The 19,169-nt window shown below is 65.2% G+C and carries 16 protein-coding genes and 1 tRNA gene; 10 read left to right on the top strand and 7 right to left on the bottom strand.

Annotated elements, in window-relative coordinates:
* Window positions 1-52 precede the first annotated feature (52 nt).
* The 5 genes from U1769_RS10690 to lon form a co-directional block, all read right to left on the bottom strand.
* Window positions 53-2,716, bottom strand: a complete 2,664-nt coding sequence (locus tag U1769_RS10690) for a TonB-dependent receptor domain-containing protein (RefSeq protein ID WP_332715505.1) — start codon at window positions 2,714-2,716, stop codon at window positions 53-55.
* A 68-nt stretch (window positions 2,717-2,784) separates the two neighbouring features.
* On the bottom strand, window positions 2,785-4,365 hold the full coding sequence (locus U1769_RS10685; protein WP_332715503.1) for a beta-helix domain-containing protein: 1,581 nt from the start codon (window positions 4,363-4,365) through the stop codon (window positions 2,785-2,787).
* A 242-nt stretch (window positions 4,366-4,607) separates the two neighbouring features.
* Window positions 4,608-4,682: transfer RNA gene (locus tag U1769_RS10680), tRNA-Val, on the bottom strand.
* A 149-nt stretch (window positions 4,683-4,831) separates the two neighbouring features.
* Window positions 4,832-5,104: an HU family DNA-binding protein gene (locus U1769_RS10675; RefSeq protein WP_332715501.1), complete on the bottom strand. Its 273-nt coding sequence runs from the start codon at window positions 5,102-5,104 to the stop codon at window positions 4,832-4,834.
* A 144-nt stretch (window positions 5,105-5,248) separates the two neighbouring features.
* Window positions 5,249-7,645: an endopeptidase La gene (gene lon / locus U1769_RS10670; protein ID WP_332715499.1), complete on the bottom strand. Its 2,397-nt coding sequence runs from the start codon at window positions 7,643-7,645 to the stop codon at window positions 5,249-5,251.
* 162 nt (window positions 7,646-7,807) lie between these two features.
* Here lon and U1769_RS10665 point away from each other — a divergent pair, with 162 nt between their 5' ends.
* From U1769_RS10665 to U1769_RS10640, 6 genes are all read left to right on the top strand, one after another.
* On the top strand, window positions 7,808-9,538 hold the full coding sequence (locus U1769_RS10665) for a M1 family metallopeptidase (RefSeq protein WP_332715497.1): 1,731 nt from the start codon (window positions 7,808-7,810) through the stop codon (window positions 9,536-9,538).
* Between the two features lie 298 nt (window positions 9,539-9,836).
* Window positions 9,837-10,319 carry a DUF5681 domain-containing protein gene (locus U1769_RS10660; RefSeq protein WP_332715495.1) on the top strand — a complete coding sequence of 161 codons (483 nt, stop codon included), beginning with the start codon at window positions 9,837-9,839 and terminating at the stop codon, window positions 10,317-10,319.
* Window positions 10,316-11,029, top strand: a complete 714-nt coding sequence (locus tag U1769_RS10655; protein WP_332715494.1) for a phytanoyl-CoA dioxygenase family protein — start codon at window positions 10,316-10,318, stop codon at window positions 11,027-11,029. Before U1769_RS10660 ends, U1769_RS10655 begins: the two co-directional genes overlap by 4 nt.
* A gap of 108 nt (window positions 11,030-11,137) precedes the next feature.
* Window positions 11,138-11,593, top strand: coding sequence for a DUF4126 domain-containing protein (locus U1769_RS10650; RefSeq protein ID WP_332715492.1), 456 nt, complete (start codon window positions 11,138-11,140; stop codon window positions 11,591-11,593).
* Window positions 11,590-12,981, top strand: a complete 1,392-nt coding sequence (locus U1769_RS10645; protein ID WP_332715490.1) for an FAD-containing oxidoreductase — start codon at window positions 11,590-11,592, stop codon at window positions 12,979-12,981. Before U1769_RS10650 ends, U1769_RS10645 begins: the two co-directional genes overlap by 4 nt.
* Before the next feature lie 12 nt (window positions 12,982-12,993).
* Window positions 12,994-13,299, top strand: coding sequence for a UBP-type zinc finger domain-containing protein (locus tag U1769_RS10640; protein ID WP_332715487.1), 306 nt, complete (start codon window positions 12,994-12,996; stop codon window positions 13,297-13,299).
* Here U1769_RS10640 and U1769_RS10635 read toward each other — a convergent pair.
* Complete coding sequence (locus U1769_RS10635) at window positions 13,293-13,706, bottom strand: YbaN family protein (RefSeq protein WP_443030326.1); 414 nt, start codon at window positions 13,704-13,706, stop codon at window positions 13,293-13,295. The two genes, U1769_RS10640 and U1769_RS10635, sit on opposite strands and share 7 nt — an antisense overlap.
* A gap of 247 nt (window positions 13,707-13,953) precedes the next feature.
* On the opposite strand from U1769_RS10635, the gene U1769_RS10630 reads away from it, so the two are divergent.
* From U1769_RS10630 to U1769_RS10615, 4 genes are read left to right on the top strand one after another with little or no spacing between them, the layout of a single operon-like run.
* On the top strand, window positions 13,954-15,984 hold the full coding sequence (locus U1769_RS10630) for an elongation factor G (protein WP_332715485.1): 2,031 nt from the start codon (window positions 13,954-13,956) through the stop codon (window positions 15,982-15,984).
* Window positions 15,985-16,040: 56 nt separating this feature from the next.
* Window positions 16,041-17,510, top strand: a complete 1,470-nt coding sequence (locus U1769_RS10625; protein ID WP_332715483.1) for an NCS1 family nucleobase:cation symporter-1 — start codon at window positions 16,041-16,043, stop codon at window positions 17,508-17,510.
* 57 nt (window positions 17,511-17,567) lie between these two features.
* On the top strand, window positions 17,568-18,044 hold the full coding sequence (locus tag U1769_RS10620; RefSeq protein WP_332715481.1) for an SRPBCC family protein: 477 nt from the start codon (window positions 17,568-17,570) through the stop codon (window positions 18,042-18,044).
* The gene (locus tag U1769_RS10615; protein WP_332715479.1) at window positions 18,041-18,376 is read left to right on the top strand and encodes an ArsR/SmtB family transcription factor; all 336 of its coding nucleotides are present in this window, start codon (window positions 18,041-18,043) and stop codon (window positions 18,374-18,376) included. Before U1769_RS10620 ends, U1769_RS10615 begins: the two co-directional genes overlap by 4 nt.
* Before the next feature lie 272 nt (window positions 18,377-18,648).
* On the opposite strand, the gene U1769_RS10610 is transcribed toward U1769_RS10615, so the two are convergent.
* Window positions 18,649-19,167: a DUF4240 domain-containing protein gene (locus U1769_RS10610; RefSeq protein WP_332715477.1), complete on the bottom strand. Its 519-nt coding sequence runs from the start codon at window positions 19,165-19,167 to the stop codon at window positions 18,649-18,651.
* Window positions 19,168-19,169 lie beyond the last annotated feature (2 nt).

Below are 19,169 nucleotides of genomic sequence, written 5' to 3'. Positions count from 1 at the left end.
CCCGCCCCCGCCGTCCGGCGGGAGCGGGCAACGGCATCAGAAGTTTGTGCTCTTAGAACTTCACGCTGAGCCCCAGCGAGAAGGATGCGCCAACGTCGTACAGGTTGTAATAGATTCGGTTGTCGCCCGACTGCTGAAATTCCTTATATTTGGTCGCGGTGATATTCCGCGCTTCGAACTTCAGTTCCGATTCGACACCGAACAATGAAACGCCCTGGCGCGCCACGAAATCGAGCCGCAGGCCCGGCTGTTCCTTCACGTCAGGTTGACCTGAGGGTCCACGCGTTGTGACGCGGTCGCTGGCGTAGCTCAGCAGGAACGTCTGTTGTGACAGGTGGCTGGTGTCCTCCAGGCCTACCTGGAAATTGACGATGTGGTCGGACTGGCCGGTCAGCGGCGACCCGTCGACGAAATATTCCGACGCCGGATGGACCACGCCGTTGATCACCGTCGTATCGCCCGGGCCGACTTTGATCTTCGACTGGGTGAAGGTGTAATTGCCGATCAGGACAAGCCTGCGATCAGCGAAGAAATCCCCTGACAGGCCGGACATCGGCACATATTTCTGCGCTTCGAGCTCGATGCCGTAGAGATCTGCCTTGGGCGCGTTGGCGAAGCTGGTCGTGATATCCGAGCTCTGGATCGACGAATAGGCTTCGATCGGATTGTCGAGTTTCTTGTAGAAGGCTGCCGCCGTGACGCGCTGATCGCGGGCGAAGAACCATTCGTAACGCGCCTCGGCATTCCACAATGTGCTGTCGACGAGCGACGGGTTGCCCTGGAAGGTTCGGTTCGAATCCGTGTCGATATAGACCTGCCGGATCAGTTCGCGGAACTGCGGACGCGCGATGGTGCGCGATCCGTTCAGCCTGAATTGCATCTCTGGCGTTATTTCCAACGTAGCGGTGACCGCGGGAAGCCAGTAGTCCTTTTTCAGCCTGGTGCTGAACGCGCCGTTCAGCCCGGTGCCGAACAAGTCAACCGCGCTGACCGTCTGCGTGCCGGTTTCATAGCGCACGCCAGCGGTAAGGTTCAGGGTGGGAAGCAGTTGGGCAATGACCTGACCATAGCCGCCATGGACGCGCAAACCGGCATCGAACGCCGCTGTGCCGTCCTGCGCCGAAGTTTCGAGCAGGGTGATGCCGTAGGTCTGGATCGTATAATCGGACAGCAGATAATCAGGGCGAAGCTGCTGTACCGGCACGGGAAGGTTCGACGCGCGGTACTGAAAGGCGCGGCGGACCGAAGTGCGACTGGTATCGGTATAGGCATAGCCCGCGCCAAGCGTGATGTCCGATGTCGCCTTGTACGTCAGATCCAGGCCGCCTGAGTAGAGATCCTCGTTCAGGTCGCTGAACGCGATTGTCGCGTCGCCTTTGTTGCCGCCCAGATCGTTGACGTATTTCCCGCCCGTGGGATCGGCCGCCTGATTGGTCCGGACATAAGTGAAGCCGCGCTCATAGGGTGCCTCGCGCTGGGTATTGGCATAGGCGCCGCGCGCATCGAGCTTGACCGGCCCGAGATCGAATTCGCCGACGAGCTGAGTGTTGATCAGCTGGCGCTCATACCAGGCCGTATCCTGCTTCATGATGTCGCGACCCTGCTGGTTCTGGTCGACGCCCACCGCCAGCCGCGCCTGCTTGAGCGTGTCGCGGATATACAGGTTGGTCCAGCGGATGCGGTTCTCGCCAAATTCGGCGCTGAGCCCGAGCAGCCCGTTCACCACTACGCGATTATCGGTGACCACACGGTTGTAACTTGTCTGCGGATCACCTGACAAATCGGCGTTCAGCGATAATTGCTGCAGCGTCTCGCGTGTGCGCCATTTGTTGTTAATGCCGGCGGCAGCGATCACGCCGAAGCGTGTGCCCCCAAGATCCACCGAACCGCCCCCGCTAATATCGCCCGAGAAGTTTACGGGGATATTGTCATTCTTCTGCAGCACGGTGGTGCGCGCGTTGAGCAGGCTCGAGGCGAGCAAGCCAAGCTGGGCCTTGGTATAATCGGCGCCTTCCAGGATCGGATTGCCGCTGGCCAAGGCATCGGCGAACGGTTTCGGCAAGTCTCGTGCGCCATTGTCGAAGCCAGTCCAGTCACTCGCGCTACCATAATAGGTGTAGCCGAGTTGCCCGGTGGTTACCGTATCGCCGCTGACCGAGGCACTGACGGTGAGGAAGTCGTCGGCGGGCGTCGACTTTGTCGTCAGGTTGATGACGCCGCCGCCGAATTCACCGGGGAAGTTCACCGAATAGCTTTTCTGCACGAGCGACGAGGCGATCACGTCGGTCGGGAAGATGTCGAGCGGCACCACCCGCTTGAGTGGCTCGGGACTGGGGAGCGGCGAGCCATTGAGCAAGGCGAGCGAATATCGATCGCCGAGGCCGCGGACATAAACGAAGCCACCGCCGACCACGCTGAGCCCCGTCACGCGCTGCAGCGCGCCGGCGATATCGCCCTCACCCGTTCGCGCAATATCAGCGCTGGACAGGACCGAGATGACCTGGGGAGTCGATTTCACGATGTTGTTCTGCGCGCGGCCCACGACGACGATGTCGCCACCCGGGATCGAGACATCGACCGCCTCGTCCTGCGGTTCGGCGGCTGGCGTCGTGGCAGTCGGATCGGACTGCGGTGTGGCGGACTGGGCCAGGGCGGCAGGCGCGTAGAGTGCCGTGGAAACCAGCAACAGGCTCGCCAGCGAAAGCGGCTTCGACATCGAGAAAATCCCCCTGGAAACAAAAAGGGGCGAGGCGACGGATAATCCGCCGCCTCGCCGTGCCGAGATCAATTGGTCGGCAGGGTCGTGCAGAGACCGCCGGTGCCGCCAAAGTTCGCGGTCGCCGAATTACAGGTCCAGTTCTGGTACCAAGTGTCAGCCGCGTTGCGGACCGCACCGATATATGGCGTGTTGATGAAGTAGGCTGTGCTGTCGTTCAGCGTCGCAGCGTTGAATGGTGTCACTGCGGTCTCGCCCGTGCCGTTGATGAACAGGCTCGTCAGCGTCGACGTGAATGCCGAGTTGTTGTTCGTGCCGGCGTTGAAAGCCGCTGCAACATCGGCGTTGGTCGGGCCGCCCGTACCGCTGAACGGAGTAGTGCAGCCACTGAACACGACCGAGTTGAACTTCGGCGCACCGAGTTCGTCCTTGGCCGGATCTGCCGCCTGCAACACTGCCGGTGCGTTGAGGCGGAGGCATGGCAAGCCGGCTGCCGTCACCAATACACCGTTTACGGCGGTATAGTCAGTGCCCCCGCGGAGCAGGATTGCACCGGCATCCGCGTTCGTGAGGACGCGCGAAATGAAGGTGAAGTTCGACAGACGGACATTCTGGCGCGGAACGGCATCTTCATTGCCGTTCGAATCCGCCTCGATCATCGCGTCGCCAAGCGTACCCCCTGCGCGCTGGACCGCGATGACGAACTGGATGAAGCCCTTATAGCCGACATCGGTGTCAAGATTGTCGTCCTCGTTGCCGGTCAGCACCAGATACTTCATGTTTGGACGGCCGCCGAACACCTCAATGCCGTCGTCCGAGCTGTTGTGCACCTGAATGTGATCGATCTGGGTCGCCGATCCGACGCCCGACGGGGTCAGGCCCTGAAGCTCCTTGTCGGCCGACAGGATGAAACCGGAATAGCGGATTTGAACGTAGCTGAGGCGACCGCTGTTGTCGGCGGGCTGGGCACCGCCATACAGCGCGTTCGAGGTACCCTCAGTATCGCGCTCACACGCGACGCTGCCCGGCGTTGCGCCCGGTGCTGCGCAATCGGTCACGGGCGCGCGGCCGAGCAGCACGATGCCGCCCCAAAGCTGCGAGCTGTCGTCGTTCACTGCCCCGGTCACGTTGCTGCGGCCAGTGAAGATGATCGGCTGGGTAGGCGAGCCGACCGCATCGATGCGGTTGCCGCGATTTACCGCGAGATAGGATACGCCGGTCGCGCCGAATATGATGACGCCCGGATCGATGCCCAACGTGGCTACGGTGTTGGTGCTCGCCGCGCCCTGATCAGTGCCGACATCCACCCGGCCGTTGAGCGAATAGATCACGCCAGCAGCCTTGGGGATTTGGGTATTGGCGGTGAATCGCGCCGGGAAAGCGCAGTTGCGGTAGGTGCCGGTCGGGCCGGTGATCGTGCCGGTGTCGACCAGCTGGTCGGGACCTGCGATCGTAGGGCAGGCAGCAGCCGGTGTAACCAGCGTGCCGGTGGGGGTGGGGGTGGGGGTCGGGGCCGGAGTCGGCGTTGGCGCTGGAATGACGATTGTGCCTTCGCCGGGAGAAGCGATATCGCTCGCTCCGCAGCCAGACAGTGCTGCTGCCGCGCAGCTGGTCAACAGAATTAGGCTAACGCGCTTGAAGCTGGCCATGAAGGTCTCCGTTCGAAACTGTGAGCGGGAGCGGACGCGCTCCCCGGATCGACTCGGTGTTCCCCCTGCCGACCTCGCAGCCTCCGCTAGGGCCCATGCGTGACTCCTCGGCGCGGATTCGAAGACTTTACGATGACTGTCACATGTCAGTTTGGTGACGTTTGTTGCGGCGAGATGACAAATGCGCTGCCGGCCGGAATCAAAAAGCCCGCCGGTCGCGGGGCGACCAACGGGCTGGAAGATGGTGGGCGCGACAGGGATTGAACCTGTGACCCCACCCGTGTGAAGGGTGTGCTCTACCGCTGAGCTACGCGCCCATCGCGACCCGGCCGATCGGCCGCCGCAATGTCTTCGTTGGCATTTCCGCCAACGGAATAGGGCGGCGTCGCCGCCGCCCCATCTGTGGTCGCCTTAGAAAAGCGGCCGCGGCTTGTCCAGCCCCGCCCGCCACTTCACCGGCGGATGATCAGTTGACCGAGTCCTTCAGGCCCTTGCCTGCCTTGAACTTCGGCTGCGACGACGCCTTGATCGTCATCGGTTCGCCGGTGCGCGGGTTGCGCCCCGTCGATGCCTTGCGCTTGCTGACCGAGAACGTGCCGAAACCGACCAGGCGGACTTCGTCACCCTTTTTCAATGCGCCCGAGATCGCATCGAACACTGCCTCGACTGCCTTGCTGGCATCGCCCTTGCCGAGGCCGGACGCATCAGCGACCGTCCCGATCAGTTCCTGCTTGTTCATGCCGAAGAACCCCCGTCTTGAAAAAATGTACAAAAATGAGTCGCGGCGCGAAGCCGGTTTCCCAGTAAGACGGCTCAAAACGGGGCTGTCAAAGCAAAACGACCTAAAATTTCGCCTAAGGCAGCGAAATCCGGGACAACTTGATCAATGATGTACTTCACCGCCGATCGGCGCCACGCCAGCCGGCGGCTGGGCGGCAAGATCGTCGGCTTCAGTCCAGTCGATCGCCGTCAGCGGGCCAGTCAGCGCGAGTCGCAGCACCTCGTCGACATGCGCCACCGGGATGATCGTGAGCCCTTCACGGATATTCGCCGGGATCTCGGCCAGGTCCTTCTCGTTCTCCTGCGGGATCAGCACGGTGGTGATGCCGCCCCGCAACGCCGCGAGCAGCTTTTCCTTGAGGCCGCCGATCGGCAGCACCCGTCCGCGCAGCGTCACTTCGCCGGTCATCGCGATATCGCGCCGCACCGGCACGCCGGTCAGCGTCGACACGATCGCAGTGACGATGCCAATACCCGCCGACGGCCCGTCCTTGGGCACCGCGCCTTCGGGCAGATGGATATGGACGTCCTTGCGGGCGAAGACGCTCGGCTTGATGCCGTAGCTCGGGCTGCGCGCCTTGATGAAGCTGAACGCGGTCTCGATCGATTCCTTCATCACGTCGCCGAGCTTGCCGGTTACCTTGGCCGCGCCCCTGCCGGGCACGGTGACGCTTTCGATCGTCAGCAACTCGCCGCCGACCTCGGTCCAGGCCAGGCCAGTAACCGCACCGACCTGGTTCTCTTCCTCGCCCAGGCCGTGGCGATATTTCTTCACACCGGCGAACTCGGAGAGATTGTCCGGCGTAATGGTGACGCTCGTCACCTTGTTTTCGAGGATCTGGCGCAGCGCCTTGCGCGCGAGTTTGGCGATCTCGCGTTCGAGCGTGCGGACACCGGCTTCACGCGTGTAATATTGGATCAGCGCGCGCAGGCCCTCGGTCGTGAGGGTAAACTCGCCGTCTTTCAGGCCGTGCGCCTCGATCTGCTTCGCGATCAGGTGCCGCTCGGCGATCTCGACCTTCTCGTCCTCGGTATAACCCTCGAGCCGGATGATCTCCATGCGGTCGAGCAATGGCTGCGGGAGGTTGAGCGTGTTGGCGGTCGTCACGAACATGACGTCCGACAGATCGATATCGATCTCCAGATAATGATCCTGGAACTTCGAATTCTGCTCCGGATCGAGCACTTCGAGCAGCGCCGAGGCCGGATCGCCGCGGAAATCCTGGCCGAGCTTGTCTATCTCGTCGAGCAGGAACAGCGGGTTCGAGGTGCCGGCCTTTTTCAGGTTCGTCACGATCTTGCCCGGCAGCGAGCCGATATAGGTGCGGCGGTGGCCACGGATCTCGGCTTCGTCGCGCACGCCGCCGAGCGACTGGCGGATGAACTCGCGGCCGGTCGCCTTGGCGATCGACTTGCCGAGCGAGGTCTTGCCCACGCCGGGAGGGCCGACGAGGCACAGGATCGGCCCCTTCAGCTTGTTGGTGCGCGCCTGGACAGCGAGATATTCGATGATCCGGTCCTTGACCTTCTCCAGCGCATAATGATCCTCGTCGAGGATCGCCTGCGCGGCCGAGATGTCCTTCTTGATCTTCGACTTCTTGCCCCAAGGGAGACCGAGCAGCACGTCGAGATAATTGCGCACGACCGTCGCTTCCGCGGACATCGGCGCCATCGTTTTCATCTTCTTGAGTTCCGCGGTCGCCTTGGTGCGGGCTTCCTTGGAGAGCTTCAGCGTCGCGATCTTCTGGGTCAGCTCGGCGATCTCGTCGCCCTCGCCTTCCTCGCCCTCATTCCCGAGCTCGCGCTGAATCGCCTTGAGCTGCTCGTTGAGGTAATATTCGCGCTGCGTCTTCTCCATCTGGCGCTTGACGCGGCTCTTGATCTTCTTCTCGACCTGCAGGACGCCGAGTTCGCCTTCCATGAAGGCGAACGCCATTTCCAGCCGGCGCGCGGGATCGGATTCGACCAGCAGCGACTGCTTGTCCGACACCTTCACCGAGATGTTCGCGGCGACCGCATCGGCGAGGCGCGACGCCTCCTCGATCTCGCCCAGCTGCACCGCGGTCTCGGCCGGGAGCTTGCGGTTGAGCTTGGCGTAATTCTCGAACTGATCGACCACCGAGCGCATCAATGCGGTTACCGCAGCGCCCTCGGCCGCCTTTTCCTCGACCGGGACCACGGTCGCGGTGAGATAGGTTTCACCGGCAGTCAGCACGTCGAGCGTAGCGCGGGTGCGACCCTCGACCAGCACGCGCACCGTGCCGTCCGGGAGCTTGAGCAACTGAAGCACCGTCGCGGTGACGCCGATATCGTAGAGATCCTCACGCTCGGGATCATCCTCGGCTGGATCGAGCTGGGCGACGAGGAAAATCTCCTTGTCGGCGGCCATGGCCGCTTCGAGGGCGGCGACCGACTTGTCGCGGCCGACGAACAACGGCACGATCATGTGCGGGAAGACGACGATATCGCGAAGCGGCAGGACGGGGTAGGACTGGGTCATGGATACTCCGGGAGCGCCCGAACGAGGCGCCAGTTCTTCCTTATATGGTGCTGGTAACCGATCCATCAATCTTCGAACGTCGATTGGCACAACCAGCGCCAAAATGGTGACGTTCGCCGCCAGGCCGCCTTCCCGTCCGCGCGTGCCATGCTGAGGTATTCAATGCTCCCCAAACCAGCCCTGCTTCCGATACTGACCCTGTGCACCCTGACGCCAGCCGCCGCGGCCGATCTGCCGAAGAAAGGCGAGCCGCCGATCACCGCGCAGACCCAGCGCTCGGGCGGGGAGATCGACCCGGAACAGGCGAAGCTGCGCTTCGACCATGTCGACCTGCAGATCGAAGTCCTGCCGGCAACTCAGCAGCTGCGCGGCATCGCCACGCTGACCTTCACCCCCAAGGCGCCGCTGACGCGGCTGCTGATCGACCTCGACCGCAACCTCGCCCCGAGCGCAGTGGCGATCGACGGCGCACCGATCGCCAAAGCCGATTTCGCCGACCCCGACGGCCGGCTGACGATCCGGCTGCCGAAGCCGGTCACGACAGGCCAGAAGGTAACCGCGACCATCACCTATGGCGGCACGCCGCATGTCGCGGTGCGAGCGCCGTGGGACGACGGCATGGTCTGGGCCAAGACACCCGATGGGCGGCCGTGGATCGCGACGACGGCCGAGGGCTATGGCTGCGACCTGTTCTGGCCCTGCCTCGACTTCCCGACCGGCGAGCCGGGGCGCGTCACGCTGCACATCACGGTGCCGAAGGGATTGAAGGCGCCGTCCAACGGCAAGCTGCTTGGCGTCGATACCCTGCCCGACGGACGCACCGTCTGGCACTGGAGCGCGCGCCAGCCCAACACCTATGGCATTGCGCTGAACGTCGGGCCGTATGAGGAGATTTCGGGGACGTACAAGAGCCGGTTCGGCAACGAGATCCCGATGTTCTACTGGTATTTGCCCGGGGAAGAAGCGAAGGCAAAGGCGCTGTTCGCTGAATTCGCCCCGACGCTCGATTTCTTCGAGCGCGAGATCGGCCCCTATCCGTTCGGCGACGAGAAGCTGGGCGTGGTCGAGACGCCGCACAAGGGCATGGAGCACCAGACGATCAATGCCTATGGCAACGACTATGCGAAGGCGCCGGAAGGCTTCGACTGGCTGTTCCACCATGAATTCGCGCATGAATATTTCGGCAACCAGCTGACCGCCGCGAACTGGGACGATTACTGGCTGCACGAGGGCTATGGCAGCTACATGCAGCCTTATTACGGGCTGTGGCGCGAGGGCAGCGCCCGCTACGCGACGATGCTCGACGACCAGCGCAACAAGATCGCCAATCTGCGCCCGCTCATCTCGGGCAGGACCCGCACCGAGGAGGAAGTCTACGAAACCGGCAAAGGCGGGCCCGGCCAGGACATCTATTACAAGGGCTCCTGGATGCTCCACACGCTGCGTTACCTGATCGGCGACAGCGCCTTTCGCGACGTGACGCGGCTGGCGGTCTATGGCCGGACCGATCCGAAGCCGGGCAACTTCTCCCCGCGCTTCGGTTCGACGATCGAATATGAAGGCTTCGTCAAACAGGTGACCGGCCAGGATTATGGCTGGTTCTTCGACGTCTATCTGCGCAAGGCCGCCCTGCCCGACCTGACCGAGACGCGGCGCGACGGCATGCTGACGCTGCGCTGGGCGGCACCGGACGGCATCCCCTTCCCCATGCCGGTCGAGGTGCAGATCGACGGCAAGGTCGAGCGGCTGGCGATGACCGGCGGTCAGGGCGCAATCGCGATCGCCCCAGACGCCCATGTGGTGATCGACCCGGCCAGCCGCATCCTCAGGCGATCCCGCGCGCTGGAAGACTATAACGCGTGGAAGGCAGCGCCGGGGAAGCCGAAATATTGAGCCGGAAGTGCGGCCCCGGACGTCGTGAAACGATTCGGGGGGGAGTATCCGGGGACAGAGACTGGCTGTTTGCGCTGTTATTCCGGCGGAATTTTTCTTGCTGGCTGTTATGTTGGAAATTCGCCGTAAATTTCATGATTACTTTGAGTGACTTAGATCGATGCTGGCTGTTCCGCGTCAACAGCCACGGAACAGCCAGCACAACAGCCAGCCTTGAGCACGAAACAGCCGGGGCTTGATTCAAATGCCCTGCACGATGTGGTTTGAAGGCCCGACGATCCATGGCTGGAGAGATGGCATGACCGGACGGAAGGTTGAATCGACGCTGCGGGTTCGCGGGCCGGGGCGGCCCTTCGGCAAAGGCATATCCGGCAACCCGGCCGGGCGGCCGCCGGGGCGGCGCGCGACGGGCGCGCCGGGCGACCGCCTGCCCGGATCGGACCAGCCGACGCGGGCGGCGATCCTGAAAGAGGCATATCGGCTGGTTTCCATCACGGAAGGCGATGCGTCGATCGACTTGCCGGCCAACGAAGCCGTGTTCCGATCGCTGACCGCGGCCGCGCTGAAGGGCAATCAGATGGCACAGCGACGCTGGACCGAGCTTGTCCAGCGGGCTGAGGACGCCCAGATGCGCGACCAGCTCGCTGTCTATAATCTGATGGAACGGGCGCCTTACGCACGTGAAGGCTCGGCATCCTATACCGACGATATCCTGATCGATTCGCGATCGGGCCGCGTGGTGATCCGAGGCAACACCGCTGAGGAGGACGAGATCGGATGACGCTCGCCACCGCCGTACCATGGCTCGACCGGACGGACGGAGAGCGCGTACTGACACTGGCACGGGACGGCGCGGCGCGCTTCCCCGCTGCGGCTACGGGGTGTCTGCCGGAGATCGTGGCGATCGCCGCGCGCCTAGCACCTGACCAAGCCGGAATCCGCCTGCACGGCATTGGCGGATTGCCGCCCCTGCTTGAGGATGGAAGTCCGATCGGCGCCGTCGCGGCAGCGGCGATCGGTACCAAGGCGCGTGCAGTGCGGGCGATCCTGTTCGACAAGAGTCCTGCAGCCAATTGGTCGCTCGGCTGGCACCAGGACCGCACGATCGTGGTCGCTGAGCGGCGCGCAGTGCCGGGGTTTGGCCCTTGGACGGTCAAGGCCGGGTTGCTCCACGTCGCGCCGCCATTCGAGCTCCTGTCGCGGATGGTGACGCTGCGGATTCACCTCGATCCGGTCACCGACGACAACGCGCCACTGCTCGTCGCGCCCGGATCGCACCGGCTCGGGCGGATCGCCGAGCCTGATATCGAGGGGATCGTAGACCAGTGCGGCGTCGCGACTTGCCGCGCGGAAGCCGGCGACGTCTGGGCCTATGCCACACCGATCCTCCATGCCTCCGATGCCGCCCGAGCGCCCCGCCGACGGCGTGTGCTTCAGGTGGACTATGCCGCAGAGAGCTTGCCGGGCGGCCTGGCATGGCGCGGGATCTGACCGGACGCTCCAGCTGCCGAGCCGCTGCTTTGATGCAGGGCGCCCATGTTCTTCCGTGCCGAATTGGGGCATGAAGGGCTGCCCGGGGGCCATTTTTGGGGGATTGCCATGCTCATTCTGTCGCTGCTGATCGGGATCGTCGCTGGCTTACGGGCCATGATGGCGCCCGCCGCTATCTCCTGGGCCGCCGCTTGCGGCCTGCTCGCGCTTGAAGGATCGTGGCTGGCCTTTCTCGGCTGGCGCTTCACGCCGTGGATCTTCAGCCTGCTCGCGATCGCCGAGCTGGTGACCGACAAGCTGCCATCCACCGCGAGCCGCAAGGTGCCGCCGCAATTCGCCGCCCGGCTTATCAGCGGCGGCCTCTCCGGCGCCGCGATCGGGATCGCGGGCGGATCATGGCCGATCGGCCTGGCGCTGGGCGTGGCCGGTGCGCTGATCGGCACGCTGGGCGGCGCGGTGGCGCGCGCCAGGCTGGCCACGGCGTTTGGCCGCGACCTGCCCGCCGCGCTGACCGAGGACGCGGTGGCGATCGCCCTGTCCGTGGCGGTCGTCCTGTCCCTGTGAGCCGGTCCTTCGACGCGATCATCGTCGGCGCCGGCCAGGCCGGGCCGCCGCTCGCCGGCCGGCTGACCGCCGCCGGCATGCGCGTGGCGCTGATCGAGCGACACCTTGTCGGCGGTACCTGCGTCAACACAGGATGTATGCCGACCAAGACCCTGGTCGCCAGCGCCTATGCCGCGCATCTTGCCCGCCGCGCCGCGGATTTTGGCGTGATCGCAGGTCCGGTCGGGATCGACATGCCGGCCGTCGCGGCGCGCGCGCATGCCGTGACGCTGAAGGCGCGGAGCAATAACGAGCATTGGCTTGAGACGATGCCCGGCCTCACCTTCCTGCGCGGCCATGCGCGCTTCACCGCGCCGCAGACGATCGCGGTCGACGGGGAGGAGCTGACGGCGCCGCGCATCTTCCTCAATGTCGGCGGCCGGGCGGCCGTGCCGGACATGCCGGGCGTTCACGACGTGAAGTGGCTCGACAACAGTTCGATGGTCGCGCTCGATGTGGTGCCGCGGCATCTCGTCGTGGTCGGGGGGAGCTATATCGGGCTCGAATTCGCCCAGATGTATCGGCGCTTCGGCGCCGAGGTGACGATCGTCGAGCGCATGGACCGGCTGATCGCGCGCGAGGATCAAGACGTATCGGCAGCGATCCGCGAGATCCTGGAGGATGAAGGCATCGCCGTCCGCACCGGCGCAGAGTGCATCGCCTTTGCGCCGCACCCCGACGGGGTAGCGGTATCGGTCGATTGCGTCGACGGGCCGCCGGTCGTTGTCGGCAGCCATGTGCTGCTTGCGGTGGGACGCCGCCCCAATACCGACGATCTGGGGCTCGATCTGGCCGGCGTCACGACCGACAAGCGCGGCTATATCCAGGTCGATGACTGGTTGCAGACCAACATCCCCGGCATCTGGGCGCTGGGCGATTGCAACGGGCGCGGCGCCTTCACGCATACCGCCTATAATGATTTCGAGATCGTCGCCGCCAACCTGCTCGACGGCAAGGACCGCACGCTCGGCCAGCGCATTCCCGGCTATGCGCTCTACACCGATCCGCCACTCGGCCGCGCGGGCATGACGGAGACCGAGGCAGTCGCCTCCGGGCGCGCCGTGCTGGTATCGAAGCGGCCGATGACCCGGGTCGGCCGCGCGATCGAGAAGGGCGAGACCAAGGGGTTCATGAAGATCATCGCCGATGCCGATACGCAGCGCATCCTGGGCGCGGCGTTCCTCGGCACCGGCGGCGACGAGGCAGTGCACGGCGTGCTCGACATGATGAGCAGCGATCAGCCGGTCGCCGCGCTGCGCTGGGCGGTGCCGATTCATCCGACCGTTTCCGAGCTGATCCCGACGATCCTGCTCGACCTGAAGCCGGCCGACCAGCAGCCGCCAGCCTAGGAGACGGCGTTCATGCCCGAGCAGTGCGACCATATGGCCACGATCAATCAGGTGACGCCGAGCGCGCGGGGCTGCGAGGAATGCCTGAAGATGGGCAGCGTGTGGCTGCACTTGCGCCTGTGCCGAAGCTGCGGCCATGTCGGCTGCTGCGACGATTCGCCACACCGCCACGCGACCGCGCATTTCCACGCGACGCGCCATCCGATCATCGAGGGCTATGATCCGCCGGAAGGCTGGGGCTGGTGCTTTGTCGACGAGATCATCGTCGACCTGCCCGACCAGACGCCGCAGCGCGGGCCGATCCCGCGTTATTATTGAGCCGGTGCACCCGGGCCCGGTGCCGGGCGCGTGACGATCCAGGCTGCGCACAGCAGCAATGCCAGCGCCGCCACGACCAGGGCCGTGGGACCGGGATGCGCACCCCAGACGAACAGCGCCAGACCTATCGTCATCCCGATACAGGCGCCGATCTTGCCCCGGCGCGGAATCGCCCGCTCGGCGCGCCATGCCTGAAGGGTCGGCCCGAACCGGGGATGAGCGAGCAGTTTCGCCTCGAGCCGCGGCGAAGAGCGAGCAAAACAGCCCGCCGCGAGAATCAGGAAGATCGTCGTCGGCATCAGCGGGACCAGCGCACCGATCACGCCGAGCAGGACGAAGAACAGGCCGAGTATCAGCCACCCGGCGCGCAGCACGCCGCTTGCCGCGGGAGCGCCGCGATCATCCAAAATGGCTGCCCTTCGGCGCAATCTGCTCCTCGGCGTTCCGGAAAGGGGCGTGATTTGGCACGGCTACCTCGAGCTGGATTCGCACCCCGATACGGGCCGCGCCATCTTGCCTAAGGTATTTGCGATTCGCTCGCAACAGGCGCTCGCTCCTCCCGGCGCAAGGCTCTTGCGTTCCCGCTGTCATAGGCAGACGCTGGCGTGTCCGAGGATCGGCCTCCGCCAGAGAGGCAGCACGAGGAGAGCAGGAGTGGACGAGATCCGCAGAGGCGCGCGTGCCGTCGCGCTCGTTGGGCCCGCCGGCGCGGGCAAGACCAGCCTTGGAGAAGCCTTGTTGTTCGCCGCCGGCGCCGTCCCGCGGCTCGGTTCGGTCGATGCCGGCAGCAGCGTCGGCGATGCCAGCCCGGAAGCGCGAACGCGGGGCGGATCGACCGAGCTGAACCTGCTACGCCTCGACTGGATGGGCGATCGTTACCTGCTGGCCGACGCGCCCGGCTCCGCTGCCTTTGCGACGGACCTGGAGATGGCCCTGGCCACGGCCGATCTCGCTCTGGTGGTGATCGATCCAGATCCAGCGCGCGCGCCGCTGGTCGAGCCGACGCTGAGACGGCTGGAAGCCATGGGCCTCCCTCACGCGCTGTTCGTCAACAAGATCGACCAGGCCCGCGGCAGCATCGAGGACCTGCTCGCCGCGCTGCAGCCAATGAGCGCCGCCGCGCTGGTCGCACGGCAGATCCCGATCCGCGCCGGGGAGCGGACCGCCGGCTTCGTCGATCTCGCGCTCGAGCGGGCCTATCATTACCAGCCCGGCCAGCGTTCCCAGCAGGTGCCGCTCGCGGCGCATCTGCGCGAGGACGAGAGCGCCGCGCGCTTCCACATGCTCGAGCAGCTCGCCGACCATGACGATGTGCTGCTCGAACAGCTCCTGTCGGACGAAGTGCCGAGCCTGGCGACGATCTTCGGCGATCTCGCGCGCGAGACGGCTGCCGGGCTGGTCGTGCCAGTGCTGTTCGGCTCGGCGCTCAACGGCTTCGGCATCCGCCGGCTGCTCAAGATGCTGCGCCACGATACGCCGACGGCGCAGCAGACGGCGGAACGGATCGGCATCGCCGGCCCGGCCGTGCGGATCGTCAAGATCTCGCACGGCAGCGCGATCGGCCGGCTGGCGCTGGGCCGGGTGTTCGGCGGCACCCTGACCGAAGGTGCCGAGCTGATCGGGGCCGATGGCACCGCGATGCGCGCCGGCGCCCTGTTCGCGGTGCAGGGCGGCACGCCGACACGGATTCAGCGGGCCGAGCCGGGCGACCTGATCGGCATCGCCAAGGTGGATGCGGCACGGGCCGGCGACCTGATCGGCATCGCGGCGCGCGCGCCGGCGAGCGCCGAGCCGGCCGCCTGGCCGACCGCGAACCATGCGCTGGCGATTTCGGTCAAGGACCACAAGGACGAGGTGCGCCTGTCGACCTCGCTCAACCGACTGGTCGAGGAAGATCCCGGCCTGCGCTGGGGCCAGGACGAGGGATCGCGCGAGACGTTGTTGCACGGCATCAACGACGAGCATCTGACGGTCGCGCTCGGCCGACTGAAGCGTCGCTACGGCGTCGACGTCTCGGTACGGCCGCCAGTGATCGCGTACCGCGAGACCATCCGCAAGCCGGCGAGCCAGCGCGGTCGGCACAAGAAGCAATCCGGCGGGCACGGCCAGTTCGGCGACGTCGCGATCGAGGTCGCGCCGCTCGACCGCGGCGAGGGTTTTCGCTTCGACGACCGGATCACGGGCGGCGCGATCCCCCGGCAATGGATTCCGGCGGTCGAGCAAGGCGTGCGCGACGCGATGGCCAAGGGGCCGCTCGGCATGCCCGTGGTCGATGTCGCCGTCGCGCTGGTCGATGGCGCGTTCCATTCGGTGGACAGTTCCGAACTGGCGTTTCGCACGGCCGGGCGGATCGCCATGGCCGACGCGCTCGCCGCCGCATCGCCCTATCTGCTCGAACCGATCGCGCATGTCACGATCGAGGCGCCGGGCAGCGCGACGTCGCGGATCACCTCGGCGCTGGCGAGCCGGCGAGGCCAGATGCTGGGCATGACGCCGCTGCCGGGCTGGTCGCGCTGGGATGTCGTGCAGGCGCTGCTGCCCGAGGCGGAGCTGCACGAGCTGGAAGCCGAGCTGCGCTCGCTGAGCCAGGGCATGGCGCGATACCAGGCGCATTTCGATCATCTCGCGCCGGTAGCGGCGAAGGTCGCTGACGGCATCGTCCAGCAACTGCACCAGCCGGCCTGACCGAGCCCCCTTGCGCGGCCGGCGGAATTGCGGCCAACTTGCCCTGGGGGGACCATATGACCGATCAAGCAGCCGACACGCTCTGGAACCGCGACCTCGCGCCGACCGACGCGAGTCAGCGGACCTGGCTCTGGTATCATTATGCGGCGCTGTGGATCGGCATGATCGTAGCGGTGCCGAGCTGGATGCTCGCCTCCGGCCTGATCGAGCAGGGCATGTCGGCCGGCCAAGCGGCGCTGACCGTGCTGCTCGGCAATCTGATCGTGCTCGCCCCGCTTTTGCTGATCGGCCACGCCGGCACGCGCTACGGCATACCCTATGCCGTGCTGGCGCGGGCATCGTTCGGGACGCGCGGCGCGCGCCTGCCGGCGGTGGCGCGCGCGCTGGTAGCGTGTGGCTGGTTCGGCATCCAGACCTGGATCGGCGGCGAGGCGCTGCTGACCCTGCTCGGCGTGTTCGTCGGGCAGAGCCTGAAGGGCCCGATCGTGCCGGTGCTCGACATCGGGATTGGGCAATTGCTGTCCTTCGCGGTTTTCTGGGCGCTGCAGCTGTTCTTCGTGCGCAAGGGCATCACCACGATCCGGCGGCTCGAGACCTGGACCGCGCCGATCAAGATCCTGGTCTGCGCGGCGCTGGTGTGGTGGGCGGTCGACAAAGCCGGCGGGCTCGGACCGATCTTCTCGAGCCCCTCGGCCTTCGTCCCCGGCGGCGCGCGCGAGGGGCAGTTCTGGCTGGTCTTCTGGCCCTCGCTCACGGCGATGGTGGGTTTCTGGGGGACGCTTGCGCTCAACATCCCGGACTTCACCCGTTTCGCGAAGAGCCAGCGCGACCAGATCGTCGGGCAGGCGATCGGCCTGCCGCCGGGCATGGGGCTGATCGCACTCGCCAGCGTCATCACCACCTCAGCCACCGTCGTGATCTACGGCCATGCGATCTGGGATCCGGTGGCGCTGGCCGGCACCCTGTCCGGCCCGCTGGTGCTGCTCGGGCTGATCGTCATCACGATCGACACCGTCTCGTGCAACATCGCCGCGAACCTGGTGTGTGCCGCCTATGACTTCTCGTCGCTGGCGCCCGGGCGCATCTCCTATCGCACCGGCGGGCTGATCACGGCAGTGATCGGGGTGTTGATCATGCCGTGGAAGCTGCTGGCGACGACGGGCGGCTATATCTTCGTGTGGCTGACCGGCTACAGCGCGCTGCTCGGCCCGATCGCCGGCATCCTGATCGCCGATTACTGGCTGATCCGCCGCACCCGCCTTAACGTCGCCGATCTGTACCGCGAGGACGGCGCCTATGCCTATGCGGGCGGCTGGAACCGGCGCGCGCTCATCGCCTTCACAGTCGGCGTGCTGCCCAACCTGCCCGGTTTCCTCGCCACCGCCGCGCCGGGCGCTTTCGGATGGGTCGGCGGGTTCTGGACCGGGCTCTACGCCTATGCCTGGTTCACCGGCCTGTTCCTCGCGCTCGGGATCTATACCGTGCTGATGCGCGACTCCCGGGCCAATAGTGAAGTGACGAATTGACAATTACCTGACGAAAGCAATACTGAAGTCATCGCTTCACTAAGGAGTCGTGACATCGTGGAACCTCAGGCCGTCCTTCCCAGCACGTTCGTGATCGAACGCAGCTACCCCGCATCCCGCGAGCGCGTGTTCGAAGCGCTCAGCCGGGAAGACCAGAAGCGACGCTGGTATTCCGACCTCGATAGCCGAACCGGCGCCAGCTTCACGATGGACTTCCGCGTCGGCGGTCAATCCGTCGCCCGCTCCCGCCTCGGCCCGGAAACGCCGTTCGAAGGCGTGGAACTCGTCAACGAGGAGCATTTCCACGACATCGTGCCCGACCGGCGCATCGTCAGCGCCGCCACCATGACGCTTGGCGGCAGGCCCATTTCCGTCGCCCTGCTGACGATCGAGCTGCTATCGAGCGATAGCGGGACCGACCTGATCTGCACGCACCAGGCGGTGTTCCTCGAAGGCTCTGACGGGCCGGAGATGCGCGAACATGGCTGGAACGCCTTGTTCGACCGGCTGGGGGCGATATTGCCGGAAGCGTGACGATTCCCCAAACCAGATCGGCGGCCAGTGTCGAGCGCGTGCTGCGCGCGCTTGCCGACCCGTCGCGGCTCGCGATCGTCGAGCGCCTGACCGACGGGCCGCTTTCCGTCTCCACCCTCGCCGCCCCGCTGGGCATCACCCTGACGGCAGTTTCGCAGCATCTGCAGGTGCTCGAGGACTGCGGGCTGGTGCGCACCGAGAAGGTCGGCCGGGTGCGGAGCTGCCAGCTGCTGCCAGGCGGCTTCTCCATCCTGGAGCAGTGGATCCGCGACCGGCGATCGCCGGTGGAGCGAAGGCTGGACCGGCTGGGCGATTTCCTCGCGGAGGCCTGATTCGCTCCAACAACGCCTCTGTTCGGCGATCCCTTTTTTTCTTTCCCTGTTATGTTGGATTTTTGGCTGGATTTTCCGGAGCTGGATCAGCGACTTGAGCTGCCTTTTCCCTGTTATGCATAACAGAGGAAAACAAGGCGCAAAATGCGCTGCTTCTTCCGCTGATCAGCTGCTGGAATCGTCCAACATTTCACCATGTCAAAGAGCGGGGCAGATGCCTGCGACATCCCACCCGGCCCGTGCTGCAATGATTGGGGAGCAATTTGAATCGATCAATCAGTGCCGAACCGCGCCCATAATTTCGGATAGCGTTTCCTGAGCGCGGCGGAATCTTCGCTGAACGGCGCGCCGGACGGGTCGTGGCTGTACGGCCGGGCATGGCTCGGCATGGCCTCGGCATCGCGGCCGGTCTTTTTTGCCCAGACCTCGCGGGCGATATAACCGAACTCCTCGAATTCGAAGTCGCCATCCTGATCGTGCGGAATGATATCCCCCAGCGCGTCGGGGTCGGCGCTGACCTTGTCAAACGCCGCCTTGCCCCGTGAAATAAGCCAACGGCGAAAATACTCGAAACCGTCGTCGGACATGCCGCCTTCAACGACAAAGCCAGCGCCCCATAAATCCCAGCGATAGGATTGGCGCATCAGCCCCTCGAAGATATCGGCGAATGCCTCGATCTCCCGCGGTGTCAGACGATCAAGCGCGGCGCGCAGGCCATCCGCCTGACTTTGCTGATCCATTCCCTTGCGTGCCGATTCGCCGACGATCTGCCAGAAACGTGCCTCGGTCACCT

This window comes from Parasphingomonas zepuensis, from assembly GCF_036663735.1.
Lineage (GTDB): Bacteria > Pseudomonadota > Alphaproteobacteria > Sphingomonadales > Sphingomonadaceae > Sphingomonas.
This window is presented reverse-complemented; position numbering and strand designations above follow the sequence as displayed.

Excerpts from the sequence above, each read along its gene's own strand:
- U1769_RS10625 (WP_332715483.1), top strand. The coding sequence starts at position 16,041 with ATGACCGATCAAGCAGCCGACACGCTCTGGAACCGCGACCTCGCGCCG.
- U1769_RS10640 (WP_332715487.1), top strand. The coding sequence starts at position 12,994 with ATGCCCGAGCAGTGCGACCATATGGCCACGATCAATCAGGTGACGCCG.
- U1769_RS10665 (WP_332715497.1), top strand. The coding sequence starts at position 7,808 with ATGCTCCCCAAACCAGCCCTGCTTCCGATACTGACCCTGTGCACCCTG.
- U1769_RS10685 (WP_332715503.1), bottom strand. The coding sequence starts at position 4,365 with ATGGCCAGCTTCAAGCGCGTTAGCCTAATTCTGTTGACCAGCTGCGCG.
- U1769_RS10690 (WP_332715505.1), bottom strand. The coding sequence starts at position 2,716 with ATGTCGAAGCCGCTTTCGCTGGCGAGCCTGTTGCTGGTTTCCACGGCA.
- U1769_RS10660 (WP_332715495.1), top strand. The coding sequence starts at position 9,837 with ATGACCGGACGGAAGGTTGAATCGACGCTGCGGGTTCGCGGGCCGGGG.
- U1769_RS10655 (WP_332715494.1), top strand. The coding sequence starts at position 10,316 with ATGACGCTCGCCACCGCCGTACCATGGCTCGACCGGACGGACGGAGAG.
- U1769_RS10675 (WP_332715501.1), bottom strand. The coding sequence starts at position 5,104 with ATGAACAAGCAGGAACTGATCGGGACGGTCGCTGATGCGTCCGGCCTC.
- lon (WP_332715499.1), bottom strand. The coding sequence starts at position 7,645 with ATGACCCAGTCCTACCCCGTCCTGCCGCTTCGCGATATCGTCGTCTTC.
- U1769_RS10650 (WP_332715492.1), top strand. The coding sequence starts at position 11,138 with ATGCTCATTCTGTCGCTGCTGATCGGGATCGTCGCTGGCTTACGGGCC.